Annotated in this window: 1 protein-coding gene; it reads right to left on the bottom strand. The window is 50.2% G+C overall.

Annotation, left to right across the window (positions count from 1 at the left end; translation table 11 throughout):
* The coding region (locus ACZ3HG_RS23710) for a deoxynucleoside kinase (RefSeq protein WP_465334822.1) at positions 1 to 273 on the bottom strand (273 nt) is incomplete at both ends.

Raw genomic sequence — 273 nt, forward strand, 5'->3', positions numbered from 1 at the left:
CAGGGCTTCTTCGTTTTCGGCGAAGTTGCACTGATCTACGTCTATCACCAGCAGGCGGCCCTGATAGGTGGCTATCCACTTTTCGTAGAACTCATTCAAGCGCTTGAGATAGTCCAGCCGCAGATTGTCTTCGTATTCGCGTCCGCGTTTCTGTATCTGGTTTACCAGCGTAGGAACTGATGCTTTGAGATATATGAGCAGATCGGGCGGTTGTATGAGTGATGTGATGGTTTCGTAGAGGCGGGTATAGTTCTCGAAGTCGCGTGTGCTCAT

The sequence above is a fragment of the Erwinia sp. PME.40.26/001 genome (genome assembly GCF_055556675.1).